Origin of the sequence: Paenibacillus cellulosilyticus (assembly GCF_003182255.1) — a bacterium.
Classification (GTDB): Bacteria; Bacillota; Bacilli; order Paenibacillales; family Paenibacillaceae; genus Paenibacillus_T; species Paenibacillus_T cellulosilyticus.
Genome location: NZ_QGTQ01000003.1, coordinates 168,719 through 187,169 on the forward strand (window position 1 = coordinate 168,719; position 18,451 = coordinate 187,169).

At 54.6% G+C, this 18,451-nt stretch carries 12 protein-coding genes and 1 other annotated feature; of the genes, 11 read left to right on the forward strand and 1 reads right to left on the reverse strand.

Annotated elements, in window-relative coordinates; all coding sequences use genetic code 11:
* Positions 1-8 precede the first annotated feature (8 nt).
* On the forward strand, positions 9-950 hold the full coding sequence (gene cysK, locus DFQ01_RS05830; protein ID WP_110042939.1) for a cysteine synthase A: 942 nt from the start codon (positions 9-11) through the stop codon (positions 948-950).
* Between the two features lie 271 nt (positions 951-1,221).
* Positions 1,222-5,724 (forward strand): sugar-binding protein, encoded by a 4,503-nt coding sequence (locus DFQ01_RS05835; RefSeq protein WP_174812421.1) that lies wholly within the window; start codon positions 1,222-1,224, stop codon positions 5,722-5,724.
* Between the two features lie 210 nt (positions 5,725-5,934).
* Here DFQ01_RS05835 and DFQ01_RS05840 read toward each other — a convergent pair whose 3' ends face one another.
* Entirely contained in the window at positions 5,935-6,612 is a 678-nt protein-coding gene (locus tag DFQ01_RS05840) for an SOS response-associated peptidase (RefSeq protein WP_110042941.1), read from the reverse strand.
* Between the two features lie 197 nt (positions 6,613-6,809).
* On the opposite strand from DFQ01_RS05840, the gene DFQ01_RS05845 reads away from it, so the two are divergent.
* The 9 genes from DFQ01_RS05845 to DFQ01_RS05885 all read left to right on the forward strand — a co-directional run bounded on the left by DFQ01_RS05845 (position 6,810) and on the right by DFQ01_RS05885 (position 18,364).
* On the forward strand, positions 6,810-8,210 hold the full coding sequence (locus DFQ01_RS05845; RefSeq protein WP_110042942.1) for a DUF2515 domain-containing protein: 1,401 nt from the start codon (positions 6,810-6,812) through the stop codon (positions 8,208-8,210).
* A gap of 24 nt (positions 8,211-8,234) precedes the next feature.
* Positions 8,235-8,462: a binding site (T-box leader), on the forward strand.
* A 176-nt stretch (positions 8,463-8,638) separates the two neighbouring features.
* A complete protein-coding gene (gene tyrS / locus DFQ01_RS05850) occupies positions 8,639-9,928 on the forward strand; it encodes a tyrosine--tRNA ligase (protein ID WP_110042943.1) in 1,290 nt (429 codons plus the stop codon).
* Between the two features lie 742 nt (positions 9,929-10,670).
* Positions 10,671-11,936, forward strand: coding sequence for a DNA polymerase IV (locus tag DFQ01_RS05855; RefSeq protein ID WP_110042944.1), 1,266 nt, complete (start codon positions 10,671-10,673; stop codon positions 11,934-11,936).
* Complete coding sequence (locus tag DFQ01_RS05860) at positions 11,933-12,271, forward strand: YolD-like family protein (RefSeq protein ID WP_110042945.1); 339 nt, start codon at positions 11,933-11,935, stop codon at positions 12,269-12,271. The genes DFQ01_RS05855 and DFQ01_RS05860 overlap by 4 nt, the downstream gene beginning before the upstream one ends.
* A 506-nt stretch (positions 12,272-12,777) precedes the next feature.
* Positions 12,778-14,343, forward strand: a complete 1,566-nt coding sequence (locus DFQ01_RS05865) for a spore germination protein (protein ID WP_245946557.1) — start codon at positions 12,778-12,780, stop codon at positions 14,341-14,343.
* 31 nt (positions 14,344-14,374) lie between these two features.
* Positions 14,375-15,604, forward strand: a complete 1,230-nt coding sequence (locus DFQ01_RS05870; RefSeq protein ID WP_174812420.1) for a Ger(x)C family spore germination protein — start codon at positions 14,375-14,377, stop codon at positions 15,602-15,604.
* Between the two features lie 25 nt (positions 15,605-15,629).
* On the forward strand, positions 15,630-16,748 hold the full coding sequence (locus DFQ01_RS05875) for a GerAB/ArcD/ProY family transporter (protein ID WP_110042947.1): 1,119 nt from the start codon (positions 15,630-15,632) through the stop codon (positions 16,746-16,748).
* A 1-nt stretch (position 16,749) separates the two neighbouring features.
* Positions 16,750-17,853 (forward strand): GerAB/ArcD/ProY family transporter, encoded by a 1,104-nt coding sequence (locus DFQ01_RS05880; RefSeq protein ID WP_110042948.1) that lies wholly within the window; start codon positions 16,750-16,752, stop codon positions 17,851-17,853.
* Positions 17,854-17,938: 85 nt separating this feature from the next.
* Complete coding sequence (locus tag DFQ01_RS05885) at positions 17,939-18,364, forward strand: hypothetical protein (protein ID WP_110042949.1); 426 nt, start codon at positions 17,939-17,941, stop codon at positions 18,362-18,364.
* The last annotated feature ends 87 nt before the right edge of the window (positions 18,365-18,451 follow it).

An 18,451-nucleotide genomic window follows, 5' to 3' on the forward strand; every position in this document is an offset into this window, starting at 1 on the left:
GTTATGCCATGTCTCTAGTCGTGAATAACATTACCGAATTAATTGGAAGGACGCCGCTCGTTCGACTGAACAACGTGCCTGCGGGCAGTGCCGAAATTTACTTGAAGCTGGAGTTTTTCAATCCCGGCAGCAGCGTAAAGGATCGGATCGCCATCAGCATCATTGAAGAGGCGGAGCGAGACGGGCGGTTGAAGAAAGGCGATACGATCGTTGAAGCGACGAGCGGCAACACGGGTATCGGGATTGCGCTTGTTGCAGCAGCGAGAGGTTATAAAGCGATTCTCGTCATGCCGGAGACGATGAGTCTCGAACGGCGCAATCTGCTTCGCGCTTATGGTGCAGAGCTTGTTCTGACGCCAGGCCCTGAAGGAATGAAAGGCGCGATTCGGGTTGCCCGCGAGCTGTCGGAGCGGCATCCGGACTATTTTCCAGCTCAACAGTTCGATAATGCCGCCAATGCGAAAATCCACCGGGAAACGACCGGTCCCGAAATCATCCGAGCGATCGAGTCGCTCGGCGGCACACTGGATGGTTTCGTAGCTGGGGTCGGCACAGGCGGTACGATTACAGGGGCGGGCGAGGTGCTGCGTCAGCAGTATCCGCACATTCATATTGCGGCCGTTGAGCCTTTAGCCTCGCCTGTGCTCTCTGGCGGCGCACCAGGACTGCACAAAATCCAAGGGATCGGAGCGGGCTTCGTCCCATCGATTCTGAACACGGATATTTATGATGAAATCATCCAAGTGAGCAATGAGGATGCGTTCCAGGCGGCACGGACGGCGGCGAAGGAAGAAGGCATTCTTGGCGGTATCTCCTCTGGTGCTGCCATCCATGCTTCCCTTCAGTTAGCGGCTCGGCTTGGTACTGGCAAGCGGATTGTTGCGATCATTCCGAGCAACGGGGAGCGGTATTTGTCCACGGTGCTGTATCAGCAGGAGCAGCAGCTGTAGTTTCTGGCGTATCTTGAGACGTCCCATCAGGGGCGTCTTTTTTGTATGGCAAAAACAATATTTTCAAAGGTAGTTTACTAGTTATTGACCAATTCCCTCACTTGTTTACAATCGGTAAACTTTCAATGTAACGGAGGCAGGCGTCCATTCCAGAACAGCCAACACATGCCGGCCATGTAGTCGGTGCACCTAGAAACGCCTCCAAAGTACGATGCCATGCATGCCCCTATGGGGTGTTTATGGAATATACATTGAAAGGAAAGGTGCATGGATGAAGAGGCAAAAATGGAAGCGCTTCACTTCATTGTTCATGGCGGCCGCGTTAGTGATGACGATGTTCGGTGCGGCGCCCAAGCAAGCGAAGGCGGAGACCGTATCGCTCTCGTTCGATTTCGAGGACGGTACGACGCAAGGATGGACAGCTAGGGGGGATACGTTGACGGTCGAATCGGATACGGGGTACAGCGGTACGCATGCGCTGAAGTCCTCCGCTCGCCAGGCGACCTGGAACGGACCAGGCTATAGCTTGTTATCTCAGCTTCAGCCAGGCGCGGTATACCAGATCGAGGCTTATATCAAGCTGCCGGACGGCACAGCCGATACGACGGCGAATATGACGGTTGGGCGTAAAGCTGCGGGAGAGACTGCGACTAATTTTGATTCAGTCGCCTATGGCAAGCCGGTTACAGCCGGAGATTGGACCAAGCTATCGGGGAGCTATACCTACACCGGTGACGTGACGGCTTTGCAGCTTTATTTTGAGCTGGCAACGCTTGATTCGTTCTATGTCGATCATATTACGATTACGCAGACGAGCGCAGAGGATACGGGCGGGTCGAATACGGTTCCGGATGAAGAAGAGTGGACAGGACCGACCTCGCTGTCGACTGACTTCGAGGATGGTACTCTGCAGGACTGGGGGGCACGCGGTGGCGTTGAGGTGCTGACGTCCGAGACGTCGGTGTCTCATGGCGGCGAATACAGCATGCTCGTCTCGAATCGTCAGCAGGGATGGCATGGGGCGCAGCTCGATGTGACGCCTGTTATTCAAGAGGGCAAGACGTATGCAATGTCGGCGTGGGTTCGACTGCCTGAAGGAACGGCCAACACGCCAGTGTCGATCGTCGTTCAGCGAACGACAGGCGGGACAAATTCCTACGAGATGGTGAAGTCGACGCAGGCTAATGCGAACGGCTGGGTACAAATTAAGGGCCAGTATACGGTAGCTAACCCGATCGGGTATCTGGGCGTTTATCTCGAATCGTTCGATTATCCGACGCTGAGCTTCTATGTGGACGACTTCTCCATTGAGAAAGTGCCAGACGTCGTGCCGATCACCATTCAGCAGGATATTCCGAATCTGAAGGATTCCTTCACAGACGATTTCAAGCTGGGCACAGCCATCGTCGCTGAAGAAATCAGCGATTTGAACGGCCCGGGTGCTCAGTTGATCAAGAAGCATTTCAACAGTATCACGGCGGGCAACGAAATGAAATGGGATGCGACGGAACCGACTGAAGGCAATTTCACCTTCGATCGAGCCGATCGAATTGCCAATTTCGCTTTCGATAACGGCATTGCGCTGCGCGGCCATACGCTGGTCTGGCATTCGCAGACGCCGGATTGGGTGTTCAAAGACGAGAATGGCAACCTGGCCAGCAAAGAGGTGCTGTTTGCTCGCATGAAGAGACACATTGATGAAGTCATGGGTCATTATAAGGGTAAAATCTATGCTTGGGACGTTGTGAACGAAGTGATTGAGCCTGGCGACAATAAGCCGGGCGGTCTGCGCAATAGCAAATGGTATCAAATCGCGGGCGAAGAGTTCATCGAGAAGGCATTCGAGTACGCACATGCGGCAGATCCGAATGCGAAGCTGTTCATTAACGACTATGGCACGGATAATCCGGTCAAACGTCAGGATCTGTACGACCTGGTCAAGCGGCTGAAGGCGAAGGGCGTTCCAATTGACGGCGTTGGTCATCAGACGCATATCGGCATTGCGAATCCGACCATCCAAGCGATCGACGAAACGATCGAGAAGTTCACGGACCTCGGCGTCGAGCAGCAAGTGACGGAGCTCGATATGAGCGTCTATACGAGCGATAACGATGCGTATGAGACGTTCCCTGAGGAGCTGGCGATCAAGCAGGCGTATCGTTATAAAGAATTGTTCGATGTGTTCAAAAAGCATGCCGACGACCTTACAGCCGTTATCTTTTGGGGCAAGGACGACCTGAACACATGGCTGCGCACCTTCCCGGTCACGCGCAATAACTGGCCGCTGCCGTTCGATGAACGGATGCAGGCGAAATACACATACTGGGCACTGGTTGATCCTTCGCGCCTGCCGGCTCTTCCAAGGGATCCGAAAGCGGTAAGAATTGCGAAAGGCACACCTGTCATCGATCACTCGCAGGAGCTGCTGTGGCTGAATCAGACTGCGCAGCAAATTGACGGCAGCAAGGTGAATGGCAATCTTAAGCTGCTGTGGGACCCGACGCATTTGTACGCAACGGTGCAAGTGAATGATGCTTCCATCAACGATAATGATACCGTCGAACTGTTCCTCGATGACAACAACTCGCATGCCGCAAGCATCGAGGGAGACGACAAAGCTTATGTGTTGAAGCGTTCCGGCGAAGCGGTAGACGGTGTTACGTATACGGTAACAGAGAAAACGGGCGGCTACATCGTTGAAGCGGCTATTCCGATAACAGGCGGCGACATGAACGTCGGCAAAGGCTTTGATGTTCGCTTGAAGGATGCGGATCAGGCTAATGCCGTGACCTCTTGGAGCGATTATGCCAATGCACAGAATACGAGCACGGCGAACTACGGAAGGCTGACGCTCGACAATGGCATCCAGTCGATGAATGCCATCAAATCGCTCTCTCCGGTTGAAATCGACGGTGTAGAGGGCGAAGACGTATGGTCTGAGGCGAATACGATTGAGACGAACCGGCAAGTCGCGGGCAATGGAGGCGCGACCGGCACGGCCAAGGTCGTGTGGGATGACCAGTATTTGTACGTCATGGCTCATGTGACGGACACTGCGCTGAGTGACAAGAGCGCTAATGCATGGGAACAGGATTCGATCGAACTGTTCCTGGACAGCAATAATCACAAGTCCGATAGCTATGAAGCCGACGATGGGCAGTTCCGCATTAACTTTAAGAACGTTCAATCGTTCGGCGGCAATGCAAGCGCATCCCGGCTGGTGTCCGCAGTGAAGCTTACGGAGACCGGTTATGATGTAGAAGCTCGAATCGCGCTTCCGGATGCAGCGGAGGGCAAGACGATCGGCTTCGATTTCCAAATCAATGACGATTCGAATGACGACGGCAAACGCGAGAACGTGCGGATTTGGAACGATGCGACCGGCATCTCCTACATGAATACGTCTAATTTCGGATTGGTCCATCTGACCGATACCGCGATTCGAACGGAGCAGGCGGTGAAGGCTCCAGGTTCGGTCGTCATCGACGGCAATGAAGATGCGAACGTTTGGAGCAAAGCGAAGACGATTGCCACGAGCAGACAGGTTAACGGTCAAGGCGGTGCAACAGGTACGGCGAAGGTCATATGGGACGATCAGTACCTCTACGTACTCGCTACGGTAACGGACCCTGTTCTAAGCGACAAGAGCTCCAATCCATGGGAGCAGGACTCGGTTGAGCTGTATGTGGATCGTAACAATCATAAGACGGCTGCATATGAAGCGGATGATGGACAATATCGGATTAACTTCAAAAATGTGCAGTCGGTTGGCGGCAGCGGCGCAAGCTTGTCCCAGCTGACGTCAGCTGCGAAGCTGACCGAGAATGGGTATGTGGTAGAAGCTCGGATCGCACTCCCGGGCGCGAAGGTCGGACAAACGATCGGCTTCGACTTCCAAATTAATGACGACGCGGACGACGATGGGGTCCGTGATGCGGTGCGAATTTGGAGCGACACATCCGATATGTCGTGGAGCACGACGGAGAAATTCGGTCAACTGCTTCTCGTTGCCAACCCGAACGGCAGCGGTAGCGGGCCAGGCAATAGTGGCGGTGGCGGCGGCCTCATTGTAGTTGCCCCCGGCAAGGACGACAGCGGCGATACGAACACGGATGACGGCGATGGAACTGGCAGCAGTGGAGACGATAGCAATAGCAATAGCAATAGCAATAGCAATAGCAGCAAACCGGTCTTTAAAGATGTGCCTGCCAACAGCAGCGCTGCACAAGCAATCGCTCATCTTGTTGAGCTTGGTATTATCAAAGGCGTAACGAACGATACATTCGCGCCGAACGCGCCGATTAACCGTTCGCAGCTCGTCTTGATGCTTGTTCGCGCTTTAAACCTCAAGACAGACAGCAGCAGTCCGTCCGGATTCGTTGACGTCCCTGCTAGCCGAAGCGATGCGTCCGCGATTGCTGCAGCTGTAGAAGCGGGACTCGTCCAAGGAGCGAACGGCAGCTTCCGTCCGAACGACTCGATGACGCGCCAAGAAGCGGTTGTCGTCCTCGTGAGGGCGCTCCGCTATGCGGCTGACAAGCTCGGCCTGGATGCCGGTTCGTTATCGCTTTCGGAGGCTGCAGCTTTCCAAGATGGCAGCTCGATTTCGAAGTGGGCAGCCGACGATATTGCGACTGCGGCATCGCTTGGTTTGGTGAAAGGAGATCCTGCCGGCAATTTCCGTCCGCAGGACGTTATCTCGCGCGGAGAGACTGCGATACTGGTGGATCGCGTTCTGGCCTTGCTGTCGCAGCTGCAAGACAAACAGAATTAAAAGCTAAAGTAGGAATTTAAAAACAGTCGGTCAGAGCAGCGTCTCTGTCCGACTGTTTGTTTGTTCGCCCCCCATTCAGGTGCGACTATGGGGCCGTGCGCTGAATTAAGCGCGGCTGAGCCACGCTTAAAGGTGCGAAACTTTCACCGAGGGTCGAATAAGTGTGGCATCGCCACTCTAATAGTCTTGTCAACGTTTCGCTGCAAGGCTTTATGTCTCGATTGGTTCAATCAATTCAGCAAAATCGTTGCGGACGCTGCCGACCGATGCAGACACCGGATAAGCATCCATCAGCGATTCGTCGAATGGCTGGAACAAATGCTGCAGCCGAGCCGGGTCGCTCACCTTGCGGTCCAGCCATAGCGGCTCGTCCTCTGGACGAAGCAGCACGGGCATCCGATTATGAATCGGTTCCATCAGTTCGTTCGGCGAGGTGGTCAATACGGTGCAGGTGCTCAGCTTGGAGCCATCTGCTGCAACCCAAGTCTCGTATAAGCCAGCCATGGCGAACGGCTGGCGATCGCGCATGACGATGCGCATCGGCTGCTTCGTGCCGTCTTGGCGCGTCTTCCATTCATAGAAGCTGTCGGCAGGGATGAGGCACCGTTTGCGGCGCACCGCTTCTCGGAAGGCAGGCTTGTCCGCTGCGCTTTCGGCGCGGGCGTTGAGCATCTTCGAACCGATCTTCGGGTCGTCCGCCCAAGGCGGTACAAGCCCCCACTTCAGCTCGCCAAGTCGATTCTGCTCCCCGTCATTAATGATTGCGAGCACGAGCTGGCCAGGAGCAACATTATATTGCGGCCGATGGTAGGGCACATTCGTATGCCCAATCATGAACCGGAGCATCATTTCTTCAAGCGAAACGGTTAAGGTGTAGCGTCCGCACATGCAGCAGTCTCCTCCCGAGCTGGATTTCGCACTTTCGCGGTTCTGATCATAGCTATCGCTTATTATACATCGATTACGAGGCATACGCATGTTTGGTTGATGATTATATATGTCAAAGTTAACAGATAATACAATCTGATCGCATCTACAAAGCTTGCGGCTTGTATAGATCGCAGGAGTTGATTGGGAGAGGAAGGATGTGCGTGACGAACGCTCACCGCCGCCGTGCTGCTCGCCTTATACAAGGCGGCGCGGCGCGGCGTCTTGGTGCCGCAGCGGCTGCTGCGGTGCTTCGTGTGCTGCGGCTGCCGATAGATGCTGTTGCTTATGCGATCCGCTACGCGGTAGGCAAGTGGCGTGCCATGTCGGCGTCTCAAACAATGGCGGCTTCGGCTTCTATACTGCCGCTGGATCAGCCGCTTGTCGCAGCGCTGACTGCGTCCTGGCGCAAGCTGGAGCATCCGCAGCAGATGCTTGCTGAAAGCAGCTTGAGTGCCGCTGATCGCACGCTGCTGGACTACATTCGCGGAGAGACGGCACGGCTTAACCGAAACAATGTAACACGCACGATCGCTTATCTAGCGATGTATGAACGGCGCCCCGAGCTGCATTGGGCGCTGCTGGCGCATATGGTGTCACGCAACGGCGGTTGGAATATGACGGATCTGCAAGGCGAATGGCTGCCCCGTTTGCTCAGTGAGCGTAAGCGAGACGACATTTTTTTATTTCTAGAGCGGGCTAATGCACTAATATTCGGTGATGCCTATCCGCAGCTTCTGCTGTACGAACATAGTGTGCGCATCCGCCGCCCGTTGTTTCATTTGCTGCCGCTGCTTCGGGTTTCCTGCTTCATGCAGCCGGTGTGGGAGCAGTTCTGGACAACGCGTAACAGCACGGTGCTGACGGTCGCGCTCATTGTGAATGAACAGAATTATATCGAGAGCCGAGTGGTGCAGCATCCGTACTATCGGAAGAATGTCATTGATACGCTGTTCTTCGGTATGCAGTCACTTCTCCAGCTCAATGCCATTCTGCTGCCATATGCACATGGGCAGAAGCCGCAGGAGCTTCGGCTGGCGGGGCTTATTCTCGAACGATTCAGCAGTCTCTATGAACGGATTGAAATTGGCAAAAGGCTGTACGCGCTGCTGTTCGCTGTACCTCGTATCGGAGAGGGAGTGGCTGCCTTTGCCCGCAGCGTACGCCATACAGGATCGCGTGCCGATTATGCGCCACACCTGTTCGAACGGCTGCGCGAGCGTCCGCCCCAAGTACCGTACAAGGAGCGGCTGCTTGGCGGTCAATTGAAGGCTGGTTCGGAGCGCCCTTACAGCCCGGCACTAGCGGATGCATGGCCAGATCAGAAGATCGAACCGGCAGAGCCAGGGGATTGGTTCACGAAGGCGGCGGACGTCGTCTCGTATTTCGAGCGTCTGCCGCTTCCGAATACGTTCGAGATGACGAACGAATACGGTTTTCTACTCGATAAGCTGGAGCTTGCGGCAGCTGCATCTTTTCGTCCGGAAGCGGAAGTGGAGGAGGAGCTTCGTGAGCCGGGACCACCATCTCACGATCACACGATTGACATGAGGCCCTAATCAATGGTATAAAGGGACGAATACGAACAAGCAACGAAGGGAATTCAGTAGCGTACGTTTCCATGCCTCAGAGAGCCGGCGGTTGGTGCGAGCCGGAGCATGCGCGATTCGCGAATTACGTCCTGGAGCTTCTTCTGTCCGAACCCGCATCATGCGGAAGGTCAAGACGGTCGTCGACCGTTATCCGACAAGAGTGGAATATGCCTCGTGCATGTTCAACATAGGGTGGTACCGCGATGACTCGTCCCTGTCTATTGACAGGAACGGGTCTTTTTTGCGATGTACGGCCAATAATTAGTTCATGTTCAAAAAGTACGGTTTCCAGCACCTGATGCGAGATACGCTTCTTGTGATGCTTCGTGATCAAAAGCGGACTTTTTGAACGACCTCTATTAAGATGAACCATGACGAAGGAGAGATTGTTCTTTATGACGCAACCAACTGCAACGGGCATTGCGACCGATTTCCTGGAAGAACTCGAATATCGCGGCCTTATTCACCAAACAACGAACCGCGAGGCATTGCTGGAGAAAATGAGCAATGACCGCGTCGTGCTGTACTGCGGCTTTGACCCAACGGCAGACAGCCTGCATATCGGCAGCTTGCTTCCGATTCTGATGCTGCGCCGCTTCCAACAAGCGGGCCATAATCCGATCGCACTGGTCGGCGGCGGCACGGGCCTGATCGGCGATCCAAGCGGCCGCTCGACGGAGCGTTCGCTCAACACCGACGAGACGGTAGCGCAGTGGACGGACAGCCTGAAGCGTCAGTTGTCCCGCTTCCTCGACTTCGACGCACAGGATAACCCTGCGAAGCTCGTGAGCAACTACGACTGGCTTGCGCCGCTCGACATCATTACGTTCCTGCGTGATATCGGCAAGAACTTCACGGTCAACTACATGCTGGCGAAGGATTCGGTTGACTCGCGTTTGGCGAACGGCATCTCGTTCACAGAATTCAGCTACATGATTCTGCAAGCGTACGACTTCTACCGTCTGTTGTCGGAGCACAATTGCTCGCTCCAAATCGGCGGCAGCGACCAGTGGGGCAACATCACAGCGGGTCTCGACCTGATCGGCAAAATGGGCGGAGGCGACGCATACGGCATTACGATGCCGCTCGTTACGAAGAGCGACGGCAAGAAATTCGGCAAATCCGAATCGGGCGCCGTATGGCTTGATTCGACCAAAACGTCCGTGTACACGTTCTATCAGTTCTGGATCAACACGGATGACAACGACGTTATTAAGTTCCTGAAATATTTCACGTTCTTGAATCGCGAGCAGATTGCGGCGCTCGAGTCCGAAGTTAGCGAGCGTCCAGAGAAGCGCGCAGCGCAGCGCGAGCTCGCTCGCGAAGTGACGCGTCTCGTGCATGGCGACGCAGCAGTGGAAAGCGCAGAGCGCATTACGGAAGCGCTGTTCTCCGGCGACGTAACGAAGCTGAACGAATCCGAGCTCGTAGAAGCGCTTGCTGGCATGCCAACGGCTGAACAGCCTGCAGGCGAAGAGCCGCTGCTGATCGACCTGCTGATCGCATCGAAGGCGGCACCGTCGAAGCGCCAAGCGCGCCAAGACATCGAGAGCGGCGCTGTCTACGTGAACGGCGAGAAGACGACGAGCATCGAAGCTGTCGTCACCGCTGCGCAGCGTCTGCACGGTCAATACGTCGTGCTGCGCCGCGGCAAGAAGAACTACTACCTGGTGCGTTTCGTTTAATCACTGACGCGCAAGGGTTGAATGAGAGGCGCATATCTCCGAATGGAGGTATGCGTCTTTTTATGTCCGATGCAGGACTTAGCGTGCTAGTGCTGCCCAAAGTGCCGGATGTGCGCGAATAAGGCAGGGAAAAGTATCCTGTCCCCTCTCGAACGCTGGGCCCAGGCGGATAGTATAGATAAAAGTATGCTATCCAACGTTGATCACCGGATGTGCGCGGATAGGACAGGAAAAAGTATCCTATCTCTCCTCGAATACCGGACCCAGGCGGATAGTATAGATAAAAGTATGCTATCCACCTCCGGTGTGCCGGAAGTGTGCGAATAGGGCAGGAAAAAGTATACTATCGACCATCGAACACTAGGCCCGGGCGGATAGTATAGAAAAAAGTATCCTATACACCGCTAGGCACCGGGTGTAGGGCTAATAGAACACTTAAAAGTATCTTATCCATCGCCGACCAGAGCGCCGCCGTCCTCGCAGACAGCCGCACCTTATGCCTGCACATCATCCACACCCCAGCCGCCTACCCAGGCGGCTTTTTCGCGTCTACAGCGGGCCTTCCGTCATATTTTGTCAACGAAAATGGGCTGGTATAGGAACGTGCGTTCTGTATATAATAAGATTGATTAGGGGAACATACGTTTCTGTTCAGGAGGGGTTGGAATGCCGGTTGCACGGAAAGTGGCCGATGGCGATGCACCCTGCGTCCTTAGTGGGACGTTTCGTCCGGTGAAACGCTATGGCTGTTAAACGAACGGTGATGCTTGCGGACTGCCAATCGTTCTATGCCAGCGTCGAGAAATCGCAAAATCCAGATTACGCAGGCAGGCCAATCGTCGTTGCCGGCGACCCGGAGCGGCGCTCGGGCATCGTGCTTGCCGCCTGCCCGCTCGCTAAGGAGAAGGGCGTGACGACGGCCGAACGAGTAGGAGAAGCGGTAGCGAAATGTCCGGAGCTCGTCATTGTCCGGCCTCGGATGTCGGAATACATTCGAGTGTCGCTGCAAATCTCGGATATTTACCGCTCCTACACCGATCTGGTGGAGCCCTACAGCATCGACGAGCAGTTTATCGACGTGACAGGCTCGCTGCATCTGTTCGGCGGGGATGTGCAGAAGATGGCGCAGCACATGCAGCAGCAGGTGCTGTCGGAGACGGGCATCTACTGCCGCTTCGGCATCGCAGAGAACAAAATATTGGCGAAAACCGCGTGCGACAATTTCGCGAAGAAGAACGCTTCGGGCATCTACGTACTGGAGAAGGATCGGTTGGCGGACTCGCTCTGGAAGCTGCCGATCAGCAAGCTGTTCATGGCGGGCAATCGGATGACGTACCATTTTCGCGCGATGGGCATCGAGACGATTGGAGATTTGGCAGCCATTCCGCTGGAGCGGCTGAAGCAGCTGATGCGGCGCAAGTTCGGCAAGAACTCAGACATTAACGCCGAGCTGTACTGGCGGATCGCCAACGGGGTGGACGACAGCCCGGTGACGCCGGGCACGCATGAGTCGCCGCCGCAGTCGATCGGGCATCAGATGACGCTGCCCCGGGATTATGGCACGCTGGAGGAGATTAAAGTCGTCGTGCTGGAGCTGACGGAGCTCGTATGCCAGCGCTGCCGCAGCAAAGGCTTCATGGGCCAGGTGATCGCGGTCGGCTGTCAGGGAGCAGACTTCGATCGGCCGACGGGCTTCTTCCGCCAGTTCAAGATGGCGGATCCGACGAACGTGACCAACCACGTCTATCGGGAGGCGGTTCGGCTGTTGGAGCGGCATTGGGACGGCAATCCGGTTCGCAAGGTTGGCGTGACGCTTGGGCAGTTCAGCAACAGCGAGCAGTACCAGCTGTCGCTGTTCGATGATCGGGAGCGCTTCATGGCATTGGAGCGGGCAACAGATGCACTGAAGGAGAAGTACGGGGATACGGTCATTATGCGCGCAGTTTCGATGACGCAGGCTGGTCAAGCGCGGGATCGTTCCGGCAAAATCGGAGGTCATTACAAATGAGCAAAAAACTTCAAGGCAACGGCCTATGGGAATCGAGCCGGATGATGCTGCCCGAGCACAAGCTTGAGCTGATCAACAGCGCCAAGGAACTGAAGCGCCGCGCACCGGTCGAGCTGGATGAGCATGAGTGGGAGCAGATCGAGCGGCTCATGATGGAGTCGCATCAGCTGCGGCATCCAATCGAGCTGCGAATGTACCACCCGTATGAGGAGACGAAGGTAATCGGAATAGTCGATCGGGTTGACAGCTATCGCGGGCGGTTTATGGTGGACGGCGAGTGGTTTGACATGAGACATATCGAGGGGGCAGAGCGCGAGAGCGGAGAAGTGGATTAGCCGGCACGGGCAGCATAGTCAGGGAAGGCGAAAATAGGTGCAGAAATGCACCTACGAAGAACCGAAGCGCCGCCCAACGGGAACGTAGGTGCAGAAATGCACCTACGAAGAACCGGAGCACCGCTCGGCGGGAACGTAGGTGCAGAAATGCACCTACGTATAACCGGAGCGCCGATCGGCGGAATGTAGGTGCAGAAATGCACCTACGAAGAACCGAAGCGCCGCCTGGCGGGAACGTAGGTGCAGAAATGCACCTACGTATAACCGGAGCGCCGCTCGGCGGGAACGTAGGTGCAGAAATGCACCTACGAAGAACCGAAGCGCCGCCTGGCGGGAATGAAGGAGCCTAAATACACCTGCGTTGAGCCAGATAAGTCGCCTGGCGGGAACGCAGGTGTGTTTAGGCTGTCCTCATTCGTATTATACAAGCCTTGTACATAATTGTCGGACACGCTATCCAAAATAAGAATTAGCTGGAAAATGACTTGGCAGAGGAGGGCTTGCGCTTGTTCGGCTCAAACAAAGGCAACCGAAACGGCAATAAATCGCAGCCGCAAGCGCGGGCGGACGGCAGCAAGCTAGAACCGCTCAGCCCCAATCTGACGGCGAGCCTGCAATCGATTCGCGCCAAGCTGGGCAACAGCGGAGACGTCATGATTCGAGCGCTGCGCAGCGACGCAATGCCCGGTTTGGAAATGGCTGTCGTCTACATTCGAGCGATCGTGGAAGAGGATCATATTCATCAGAACGTCATTCATCCTGTCATGGGTTGGTCGGCTCCGCTGGAGCCGGCGACATGGATGGAGACGCTTCGTCAGCGGGTTATCTCGACGGGCGCAACGAAGCTGATTCATTCCATTGACGATGCGATCTATGCGCTGCTGGACGGTCAATGCCTCGTGATGACGAATGGATTCGGCCAAGCGGTGGCAGCCGAAACGAGCGGGGGCGAGATGCGGTCGGTCTCCGAACCCAATACACAGACGGTTATTCGGGGCCCGCAGTACAGCTTCAACGAAAGTATGACCACGAATGTCGGCTTGCTGCGCCGCATTGTTCGCTCCGCAGATTTTCGGATGAAGACAATCACCGTGGGCCGCAAGACCCGTACGTCGGTCGGCATCATCTATATGGACCAGATTGCGGATCCGAAGGTCGTGGATGAAATCGAGCGGCGCATCAATGAGATCGACATCGATGGCATACTGGAGAGCAATTATATTGAGGAATTTATATCGGATCAGACGTTTACGCCATTCCCGACGATGATGAACAGCGAACGGCCGGACACCGTCGCATCATCGATACTGGATGGACAAATTGCGATACTCGTCGACGGAACGCCATTTGTGTTAATCGGGCCAGCGACGTTTTTTCATTTTTTCCGTTCGGCAGAGGACAATTATCAGCGGTTTGATATTTCCTCCTTTCTGCGGATTCTTCGTTATGTAGCGTTTCTGGCATCGATGCTGCTGCCGTCTCTCTTCATTGCCATCACGACATTCCACCAGGAGATGCTGCCGACACCACTGCTTATTAGCCTGGCGTCACAGCGGGAAGGTATTCCATTCCCAGCTCTAGTCGAGGCGCTGCTGATGGAGTTTACGTTCGAAATATTGCGCGAAGCGGGCGTTCGAATGCCAAGGGCGATCGGTCCTGCCATTTCGATTGTTGGCGCGCTCGTGCTAGGGCAGTCTGCCGTTCAAGCGGGGCTAGTATCGCCAGCGATGGTTATAGTCGTCTCGTTCACGGCCATATCGAACTTTGTGACGCCTCAGATCAGCATGGCAAGCGCGTCGCGCCTTATCCGGTTCACGCTGATGCTGCTGGCTGGTGTGCTCGGTATATTCGGCATTATGGCCGGCGTGTTGTTCCTACTCATTCATATGACAGGGCTGCGATCTTTCGGCGTACCGTATATGGCGCCGTTCGCGCCTGTATATAACCAGGTTTGGCCGGATATGATCATACGATTGCCATGGTGGGCGCGTGTATATCGGCTATTAGCAACAAGCAAAGTGAATCCGCATCGGCAGCAAGGCGGAAGGCCAAGCCATCAGAAGCGGAAGTAGAGAATAGATCATCATGAGAGGGGTAAGCGGTATGCGGTACCGATTGAAATGCACAGTCTGCTGCGTACTGCTGCTCAGTTTATTGTGCATCGTGATAACCGGCTGTGGAAGCCGAACAGAGCTTAACGAGATCAGTATCGTGTCGGCATCGGGTGTCGATTGGAAGGATGGCAAATGGGTTATGTCCTACCAGCTCGTCCTTCCACAAGCGATTTCGAGTCATGGGATGGGGAATTCGACGGGGGCGGCACCGGTTAATGTGTTCTCGACTTCCGGCGATACGATACGTGGTGCGATTAGCAAGGCGAGCTACGAGATGTCGCGGAGGCTCTATTTTTCACAAAATCAGATTATTGTCGTCAGCGAACAAGCGGCGGAGCACGGACTGACGAACTTGTTCGACGCTTATTTGCGTAACCCGGATTCCCGCGAGACGGTCAGTGTATTCCTGACGAAGCTAAGCGCGCGTCAGGTGCTGGAGCATCTCATTCCACTGGAAGAAATTCCTGGTGAGGCTATCGAGCGCATGAGTCTTAATGAAGAGAAGAATGGCTCCACGCTGCCGCATATGTCGATGTACCGTGTGCTGCTTGATCTGCTTGGACCAACCAAAGCGACAGGTGTGGCGAGCATTGATATTTCCGGTGAGGACCCGCTTAATTCCATGCAGAAGATGTCGAAGACCTACTCCAGTTCCAAAATCAAGCTCGGTCAGCTCGGCATTCTGCGGGAGGATAAGCTCGCAGGCTGGATCAGTCATACCAATAGCTATGGCGTGATGTGGATGCGCAACCAGATTCGCAACAGTTCGTTGTGGTTTCCGTGCAGCAGCGAGCAGCCGGCAGAGCAGGCTGTAATGCGCGTGAATCGAACGAAGACGAAGCTGAAGGCGAAGAAGGACGGCGACAGCTGGAAGCTGCACGTCCAAATCCGTGCCAAAGGAACGCTGTTGGAATATCCGTGCGATAGTGATCTGAGCAAGCCTGCAAGTGTGGAAGAGCTGGAGAAAGCCGCCGCAGCCAAGATCGCGATGCTCGTACAAGATAGCTTCAAGGCGGTTCAGGGGGTGAAGGCGGATATTTTAGGCTTCGGCGAAGCGGTCCGACTTCAATACCCGAAGGAGTGGAACGCCATGACATCACGATGGAATGAGGAGATTTTCCCGGAGACGAAGGTGGAGACCGATGTGCAAGTGACCATCGAACGGACGGGTATGAGCACAGACTCGTTCCGCAAAATGCAGAGCAAAGCCGGCTCCTAGGAGATCAGACAGAGGGGGCGCGACAATGAATCGAATCGGAACCTATCAACTGTTCGTGATGGTGATTATGTTTCATATCGGCAGCACCCCCTTGTTCCAGCTTGGGAGTAAGGCGAAGCAGGATTCTTGGCTTGCCGTGCTGCTTGGAGCCGCTGCGGGGCTGCTCGTGATGGTTGTGTTCGTCATGCTGCAGCAGCGTAAGCCGGATGCAAGCCTCGTTGGCCTGATGCAGCTGGCGGTGGGGCGCTGGGCAGCGGCTGCAATCGGGCTGCTGTATGCGGTCTATTTTGCCTATCAATCGATGCGCAATGTGCGTGATTTCGGGGAGCTGACATCCCTATCGCTGCTGCAGAACCATCCGAAGTGGCTCATCATGGCGGTTATCCTGCTCATTGCGTGGTACACGGTAGTGAATGGGAATGAAGCGTTCTTCCGCACAACGCAGCTGCTGTTCATCGTCATGCTGGCCAGCTATTGCTCGCTCGCGATTCTTATTGTAAGCAATAGGCTCTCGCGGCTGAGTATGCTGCGCCCAGTCATGGAAGAGGGACCGATGCCGGTCGTTCATGCCGCGCTGCCAGACATATTCTCGTTTCCGTTTACGCAGGGTGTTATTTTTCTCGTCTTCTGGAAATACGTGGCGAACTGGAAAGCGGTACGCCGCGCCTCCTATTGGGGTTACATTGCCAGTGCGCTGTTCATTGTGTTCATGAATGCGATGAGCATGACGGTGCTGGGACCATTGGCAGCCACATCTTCCTTGCCATTTCTAGAAGTTGTACAGCTCGTGCAAGTAGGGAATTTCATTGAACGGCTGGATGTCGTCGTCACACTGCTGATGTTTATTGGCTTGTATGTGAAGCTGACCGCCTTTTATTTGGCTGCCGTACTTGTTCTGCGCGAAATTGTCCGTGTACGAACGAAATGGACTGCATCAATTCTTGGGGGGATTATTTACGCTGCATCGTTCGCGGAGCGCAACAATACGATCCATCTGTGGCTCGGACTTGGTATCAGCTTGAAGCTTAGCCTTGTGATGCAGGTCGCTATACCGACCGTTCTTCTCGTGCTTGCCCTTCTACGTTTACAAGGGGCGGAGAGACCGGCAGGAGCACAAACGGCGGCAGAAAGGAGCGGTGGCTAAAATGGAGCGCATCGGTTCGCATCAGCTGTATGTCGGTATCATTATGTTCGTTCTTGGCAGCGCTCCGCTTTATGAGCTCGGTGTGGAAGCGAAGCAGAATGCACCGCTTGCTATGCTGGTAGGCGCTTTAGCGGGTCTGCTTCTCGTTGGCATGTATTTATATTTGTATCATCGTGCGCCAGAAGCCGGGCTAACCGAGCTGTATCGACTTCATTTTGGGCTGTGGATCGGCAGCGGCATCGCCTTCGTTCATGGAATGGAGCTCGCCTTCGAGGCGACGCATCTGCTGCGAGAATATGGCTATCTGACGACGCTTACGCTGCTGGAATCGGCTCCTGGATGGCTCATGATGCTGATTGCCTGCCTCCTGGCAGGCTACACCGTTATCAAAGGTGTCGAAGTATTGTTCCGCGTAATCGAAATTTTGTTCCCGCTCACGTTAACGAGCTATATCATGCTCGCGGTCATGCTCTACTTGAACAAGCTGCCGGACCTGCATCGGCTGCTGCCCTTTGTCGGCTTCGGATCGATTATCCGGGCTGCATTGCCGACGATCATGGTATTTCCATTTGGACAAATCATTGTGTTTCTTGCGATTTGGAACTATGTGCGCGAGAAGCAGCGAGTAACGAGAATGACGCTGGCTGGATACTTGACGGTTACGGCGATGCTGACGTATGGCAATGCCATGATTATGGCTGTTCTTGGACCGCAGTTAGCCAAAGGGTCATCGATTCCGCTGCTGCAGGTCGTGCAGCTGATTGAGCTGGGCGGATTTATCGAACGACTCGATATTATTGTGACGCTGCTGCTGTTCTTTGGCCTATACGTAAAGCTTGCGATTGGATTTATGGCGGTCGTGCTGATCGTACAGCCGTTGTTCAAATGGAATCGCACCGTATGTGCGTGGGTGATCGGCACGCTTCTGTTTACGATCGCTCTTCTTGAACGGAACTACACGACGCATGTGTGGCTGGGGCGTTATTTTATGAACAACTATGTGCTTATTTTTCAGCTTGGCATACCGGCCGTTATGCTGTTGATTGGCCTCCGGCGGGGGAAGACACCGATGCCAGCGATAGATTCAGAGATGATTATAAAATAAACCATTCACCTGAGTAAGTTGTCCAATCACAGAAGTCGAACGCGCCATACTGTATAGTATCTTGAATTACAGGAGGTGAATCGCAATGGGTACTTTTTTGGATATGAGAAGTTCCATGAATGCGAATGCATCTGGCTCGATCGGTGTTAGCTTGACGACTGTTCCTCAGTTGTTCGGTATCATCGGTTTGCAAACGAAAAACGTGGCTAACCCAATCGTAACGCTTGCGGGAACGGTTGGCATTAGCGGCGGTCTGCTTGGCAATACGTTCACAATCGAAATCGTTCGTGGTGTAACGGGCGGCACAACGATCTACACGCTGCAATCGGCTATCGCTCTGGACGTGCTGAACGGCTCTACTGAATACAGCTTCCATGCACAAGACTTGTTGGCTCCTGCAGCTGCAGAGACGGTATATAGTGCGTTTATTTCTGGCGGCCCGCTGGCTGTGCTGACAGGCGCGCGCAATGGCCCAGAAACTTTTTACGGCATCGCATCGAGTTCCGAGTAACTTACGTCACTTTCACAACAAAGGAAGAAATATGCGTCCCTGCCCAGGGACGCATATTTTTTTGCGCGATGATGGGCACAGACGTCC

What these genes read in the sequence shown, in the direction of transcription:
- tyrS (WP_110042943.1), top strand. Translation starts at nt 8,639, where the DNA reads ATGACGCAACCAACTGCAACGGGCATTGCGACCGATTTCCTGGAAGAA.
- DFQ01_RS05860 (WP_110042945.1), top strand. Translation starts at nt 11,933, where the DNA reads ATGAGCAAAAAACTTCAAGGCAACGGCCTATGGGAATCGAGCCGGATG.
- DFQ01_RS05870 (WP_174812420.1), top strand. Translation starts at nt 14,375, where the DNA reads ATGCGGTACCGATTGAAATGCACAGTCTGCTGCGTACTGCTGCTCAGT.
- DFQ01_RS05885 (WP_110042949.1), top strand. Translation starts at nt 17,939, where the DNA reads ATGGGTACTTTTTTGGATATGAGAAGTTCCATGAATGCGAATGCATCT.
- DFQ01_RS05875 (WP_110042947.1), top strand. Translation starts at nt 15,630, where the DNA reads ATGAATCGAATCGGAACCTATCAACTGTTCGTGATGGTGATTATGTTT.
- DFQ01_RS05855 (WP_110042944.1), top strand. Translation starts at nt 10,671, where the DNA reads ATGGCTGTTAAACGAACGGTGATGCTTGCGGACTGCCAATCGTTCTAT.
- DFQ01_RS05845 (WP_110042942.1), top strand. Translation starts at nt 6,810, where the DNA reads ATGTGCGTGACGAACGCTCACCGCCGCCGTGCTGCTCGCCTTATACAA.
- DFQ01_RS05880 (WP_110042948.1), top strand. Translation starts at nt 16,750, where the DNA reads ATGGAGCGCATCGGTTCGCATCAGCTGTATGTCGGTATCATTATGTTC.
- DFQ01_RS05835 (WP_174812421.1), top strand. Translation starts at nt 1,222, where the DNA reads ATGAAGAGGCAAAAATGGAAGCGCTTCACTTCATTGTTCATGGCGGCC.
- cysK (WP_110042939.1), top strand. Translation starts at nt 9, where the DNA reads ATGTCTCTAGTCGTGAATAACATTACCGAATTAATTGGAAGGACGCCG.
- DFQ01_RS05840 (WP_110042941.1), bottom strand. Translation starts at nt 6,612, where the DNA reads ATGTGCGGACGCTACACCTTAACCGTTTCGCTTGAAGAAATGATGCTC.